Annotated in this window: 6 protein-coding genes; all 6 read right to left on the reverse strand. The window is 43.5% G+C overall.

What is annotated here, in order from left to right; genetic code table 11:
* Positions 1 to 92: 92 nt before the first annotated feature.
* Positions 93 to 950 (reverse strand): S1 RNA-binding domain-containing protein, encoded by an 858-nt coding sequence (locus IQ242_RS16450; protein WP_193960708.1) that lies wholly within the window; start codon positions 948 to 950, stop codon positions 93 to 95.
* 96 nt (positions 951 to 1,046) lie between these two features.
* Positions 1,047 to 1,781, reverse strand: a complete 735-nt coding sequence (locus IQ242_RS16455; RefSeq protein ID WP_193960704.1) for a dienelactone hydrolase family protein — start codon at positions 1,779 to 1,781, stop codon at positions 1,047 to 1,049.
* 123 nt (positions 1,782 to 1,904) lie between these two features.
* A complete protein-coding gene (locus IQ242_RS16460; RefSeq protein ID WP_043995885.1) occupies positions 1,905 to 2,720 on the reverse strand; it encodes a Cof-type HAD-IIB family hydrolase in 816 nt (271 codons plus the stop codon).
* Positions 2,721 to 3,041: 321 nt separating this feature from the next.
* Positions 3,042 to 3,698: a Uma2 family endonuclease gene (locus IQ242_RS16465; RefSeq protein ID WP_193960705.1), complete on the reverse strand. Its 657-nt coding sequence runs from the start codon at positions 3,696 to 3,698 to the stop codon at positions 3,042 to 3,044.
* 7 nt (positions 3,699 to 3,705) lie between these two features.
* Entirely contained in the window at positions 3,706 to 4,359 is a 654-nt protein-coding gene (locus tag IQ242_RS16470) for a Uma2 family endonuclease (RefSeq protein ID WP_193960706.1), read from the reverse strand.
* Positions 4,360 to 4,423: 64 nt separating this feature from the next.
* On the reverse strand, positions 4,424 to 5,066 hold a 643-nt coding region (gene aroF / locus IQ242_RS16475), incomplete at its 5' end, for a 3-deoxy-7-phosphoheptulonate synthase (protein ID WP_193960707.1).

Below are 5,066 nucleotides of genomic sequence, written 5' to 3' on the forward strand. Positions count from 1 at the left end.
GTTTTAGGGTTTTGGGGTTTTGGGGTTTTTAGTTGAAATTCCCCATTTCCCCATTTCCCCATTTCCCTAACACCCATCCCCTAACCCCTAATTTAACTGTCCATTGTTTTTCCCTGAGCTTGTTTTAATCTTTCTGCTGCTGTTTCCATGACTTCTGCAAAGTTTTCGAGAATTTCCCCGGGGTGCGCTTCCAGGATTTTTGTAGATAGGGAAATGCGGTTTTTATATTCGTCAATTTCCGCGACTACCACTTGAATTGCTTGACCAACTTTAAAGAAAGTCATGGGAGAATTAAAAGAGGCTCCCGTCACCTGTTTAGCATGGAGTAATCCCGTCACTCCACCGCAATCAACAAAGACACCGTAGGGTTGTAATTTAACCACAGTGCCACTTAATAATTTACCCACAGCTAATTGACTGATAGCGTTAGCGCGAGCAATTTCTCGCTGAGATAAAACTAATTTATTATTTTCTTGATCGATTTGAATAAAAGTTGCGGTTAAAAGTTGTCCGATCAGGGAATCTAAATCATTTTTTTCGATTAAATGGGAGCGAGGGATAAATCCTTTTAATCCCTCCACTTCCCCCGTCACTCCCCCCTTATTCACCCCCGTGACGCGCAGCTGCACCGACTTGCCACTTTCAGAGATTTCCCTGACATTTTCCCAAGCTTTTTGTAGTAATAATTGCCGCAGAGACAGGGTAACTTGTCCTTCCGCGTCCTGTCCACGGGTAATCAGAAAATCGAATTCTGCATCTATGGGTAAAGCTTCGGCAATGGAAGTAACATTTTCGAGGGAAATTTCCCTTAAAGGAATAAAAGCGGAGGATTTGCCGCCAATATCGATGAATGCTCCATCGGAGGTGTGTTGATCGACTCTCCCGCGCACGATTTGCCCTTTTTCAAATTGATAATCGTATTGATCAAGAGCTTTGGCAAAATCGTCCATGGAAAAGGCTGGGTTCGGTGTCATGATAAATAGAATGGTTACAAGTATAATTTCGAACTGCTTCCAGTGTAAGCTGAAGCTTGAGGAGTCAGACCATTAAGATTTAAGAAGGCTAAATAACTCTAGCACACGATCCCAGGCAGATTTGGCCGCATTAGCATTATAACTAGCCCTTTGGTCGCAGAAAAAGCCATGATCGGCATTTTCATAGCGGAAAACTCGATGAGGAATTTGATAACGGGTTAATGCGTTTTCTATCTCATCCACTTGCTTTTGAGGAATACTGGTATCTAACACCCCGAAAAATGCGTAGATTGTCCCTTTGATTTGGGGAGTCACCTTCACTGTCGCTTGACCACCCCCAGGGGTTCCCGTGGTGATTCCTGCACCGTAAAAAGAGGCAGTAACTTTGATATCTTCTAGAGTGGAGACAAGATAAACCACATGACCACCAAAACAAAAACCGATCGTGCCGACACCGGTTTTTTGCACCTGTGGCAAACTATAAAGATAATCGATGGTGGCTTGGATATCGCTGATTAATTCGGCTGCTTTGGTTTGTTCTTTGTACTGACGACCGATTTCGATATCTTCTATACTGTACCCCGTTTCAAAACCCGGAGCGAATCGCTGATAAATGGCAGGAGCGATCGCTATATAGCCTTCTTGGGCAATTCTGCGGGTGACATCGCGAATATGGTCGTTTACGCCGAATATTTCCTGAATCACGATAATTGCTGGATAAATTCCCCCTCGATCGGGAATGGCTAAATAGGCATCTATGTCAATATCTTTGTTAGAAATCGTAACAGTTTGCGTATTAATAGTCATAATTTTCTCGATGAAAAGGGTGTTAGGGTGTTAGGGTGTTAGGGTGTTAGGGTTGTAGGGTTTTAGTTGAATTCCCCCAATTCCCCATCTCCCCATTTCTCCACTTCCCCATTCCCCCATTCCTCAAATTAAAACAAACTTTTCCAAGGCCGCAGCCACCCCATTTAAGTTTACACTGGGGGCAACCCAATCGGCTTGATCCTTAACGGCTTGGGGAGCATTACCCATGGCGACACCGACACCCGCATAGGTGAGCATAGAAACATCATTAAAATTATCACCGATCGCCATAACGTTTTTTGGTTGTAATCCTAGGATATCTTCGGCCAAAAATTGGGTGGCACTTCCCTTGGTAGCCTCAACGTGGGTAACTTCAAAAAAAGTCGGACTCGATTGGGTAAAGTATAAATCTTGATTTTGATAGCGTTGCTGTAAATGCTGCCAAATCTCGGCGATAAATTGCTTATCTTCCCCCATGGCCAGGATTTTAGTAGTTTTGTGGGCCACTTTGCGTAAATCTCCCACTGCTTCGGCAATAATACCCGATCGCTGCCGATAGAATTCCGTTTCCGCGTTTAATTGCCGCACATAAAGCACATCGTCCATATAAAAATTAAGGGAGATTTTCTCTTTCCATTGGGGTTGTTCGAGATAATCTAAAAGATCGATCGCCAAGTCGGGGGAAATAGGGGTATGTCGATGGTGAACTTGGGAAACAGGATCTTGAATCCAAGCGCCATTGTAAGCAATTAAAGGTAAAGTCGATTTAAGGCGTTTATGAAAGCGTAAAGCCGAGCGGTACATCCTACCAGTGCCGATAGCGACGGGAATTCCCTTTTTTTGGACGGCCGAGACAGCTTGCACCACAGCCGGATTAACCTGATTGTTATCCCCGGCGATCGTTCCATCCACATCAACAACGATTAAGCGAATATCCACAGTCTTTTCCCATTCAACAGTCAACAGTTAATAGTTTGCCACTTCCGCCCTCAAAAAGGGTAATAATTAGGGTTTACGGCAAAAAGTTTTTCGTGGGTGTGGGGTGTAGGGTTTTACCAGTTTTGAGGTGGCCAATTACCTAATTTTCAGGGAAAAAGTGCCTAAATTTCCCCCCGATCACTCCTATATCCAGTATTTTTTGATTGACAAAAGGTCTAAAAGTCTTACCCAACAAGGTTTTTAGATTTATTCAGCAAGCTCTAGTTAGATATGTGTAATTAATTTTGCTTAGGTACTTAATTACATCAAAAACTGCTCTGGTTAATTATTTTTAGCTAGTTGACTAACAAGCCATGCTCTTAAATTCTTTTCTGCCCTCACTTCATCCTCTTTAGCAGTGGCTAAAAATTCATAGAGTTTAGTTTTGGGAACTAGGGGAAAAGTGGGACTAAATTCCCCTTCCTGATAAACCCCCTTGTCTAACCGATAAATGCGCCAGATTTGTCCATTAAAACGCCATAATTCCGGCACTCCTAAACGGGCATAAAGTGCTAATTTATTAATATCCGTGTGGGTGATATCCACTTCCACCACTAAATCTGGGGGCGGATCTTCAGTTAAATTAATCCTTTTCCCCAGCACTTTAGCCTGATTTTGAATATAGTAGGCATTATCGGGTTCTGCCCCTCGTTCTAAATCTTCCCTAGCTAGAGTTGTGGAACCCATACTTTTAATTTTTAAACCCAATTCGGACACCAAAAAATAGATAAAACGTCCGATTAATTCTCGATAAAACTCGTGTTCTTCTAGGGGCATAGTAATTTCTAAAGTGCCACGATCATAAAATAAATGGGCGCGATTATTTTCTCCTAGTGCCTGTAAAATTTGCTGATAGGATAACCAATTGAGATGATAAAAAGTAACCCGTCTTTCTGCCCGGATTTCGCTAGTATTTAACTCCAGAGGAACTGTCACCATAATTACCTCAACTTTTAGCTAGTTGACTAACAAGCCATGCTCTTAAATTCTTTTCTGCCCTCACTTCATCCTCTTTAGCAGTGGCTAAAAATTCATAGAGTTTAGTTTTCGGAACTAGGGGAAAAGTCGGACTAAATTCTCCTTCCTGATAAACCCCCTTTTCTAACCGATAAATGCGCCAGATTTGTCCATTAAAACGCCATAATTCCGGCACTCCCAAACGGGCATAAAGTGCTAATTTATTAATATCCGTGTGGGTGATATCCACTTCCACCACTAAATCTGGGGGCGGATCTTCAGTTAAATTAATCCTTTTCCCCAGCACTTTAGCCTGATTTTGAATATAGTAGGCATTATCGGGTTCTGCTCCTCGTTCTAAATCTTCCCTAGCTAGAGTTGTGGAACCCATACTTTTAATTTTTAAACCCAATTCTACCACCAAAATCCGAATAAATAATCCGATTAATTCTCGATAAAACTCGTGTTCTTCTAGGGGCATAGTAATTTCTAAAGTGCCACGATCATAAAATAAATGGGCGCGATTATTTTCCCCTAGCGCCTGTAAAATTTGCTGATAGGATAACCAACTGAGATGATAAAAAGTAACCCGTCTTTCTGCCCGGATTTCGCTAGTATTTAACTCTAGAGGAACTGTCACCATAACTGCCCCGAAAAGCGAAATTTATGCCCAAAAAAGGGGGTTGATTCACCCCCTTTTTATCTTATCAAACCAGTGCCGGAACTTGGGGCCAACGCCCGATCGCCTTACCAATGACCGCTAACTCCCGAGTTAATCGATCGAATCGGTCCGGAGTCAAGGATTGCGGCCCATCAGATAAGGCCTTCGCCGGGTTAGGATGTACCTCGATCATCAAGGAATCGGCCCCAGCTGCCAGGGAAGCCATGGCCATGGTCGGTACATATTCCCATTTACCCGTACCGTGGCTAGGATCGATCATGATCGGCAGGTGAGTTAAAGTTCTTAAAACGGGAATACAGGATAAATCTAGGGTATTGCGAGTATATTTACTGTCAAAGGTGCGGATACCGCGTTCGCAGAGAATGACATTGCTATTTCCTGCCGCGAGGATATATTCTGCCGCCATCAGCCAATCTTCAATAGTGGCCGCCATGCCGCGCTTGAGTAGGACTGGTTTCGGTTGCGCCCCAACTTTTTTCAGGAGGGAAAAATTCTGCATATTGCGCGCCCCCACTTGCACCACGTCGGCTATTTCGACAATCTTAGGGAGATCCGCCGCGTCCATTACTTCCGTGATAATACCCAAACCACTGGCATCTCTAGCCGCCGCTAGTAATTCCAAAGCGCTTTCCCCGTGACCTTGGAAAGCATAGGGAGAAGTGCGGGGT

It is taken from the genome of Microcystis sp. LEGE 08355 (assembly GCF_015207185.1).
GTDB classification, from domain to species: domain Bacteria; phylum Cyanobacteriota; class Cyanobacteriia; order Cyanobacteriales; family Microcystaceae; genus Microcystis; species Microcystis panniformis.

Bases quoted from the DNA above. Each gene is read 5' to 3' on its own strand.
- IQ242_RS16455 (WP_193960704.1), bottom strand. From the start codon at position 1,781: ATGACTATTAATACGCAAACTGTTACGATTTCTAACAAAGATATTGAC.
- IQ242_RS16470 (WP_193960706.1), bottom strand. From the start codon at position 4,359: ATGGTGACAGTTCCTCTAGAGTTAAATACTAGCGAAATCCGGGCAGAA.
- IQ242_RS16465 (WP_193960705.1), bottom strand. From the start codon at position 3,698: ATGGTGACAGTTCCTCTGGAGTTAAATACTAGCGAAATCCGGGCAGAA.
- IQ242_RS16450 (WP_193960708.1), bottom strand. From the start codon at position 950: ATGGACGATTTTGCCAAAGCTCTTGATCAATACGATTATCAATTTGAA.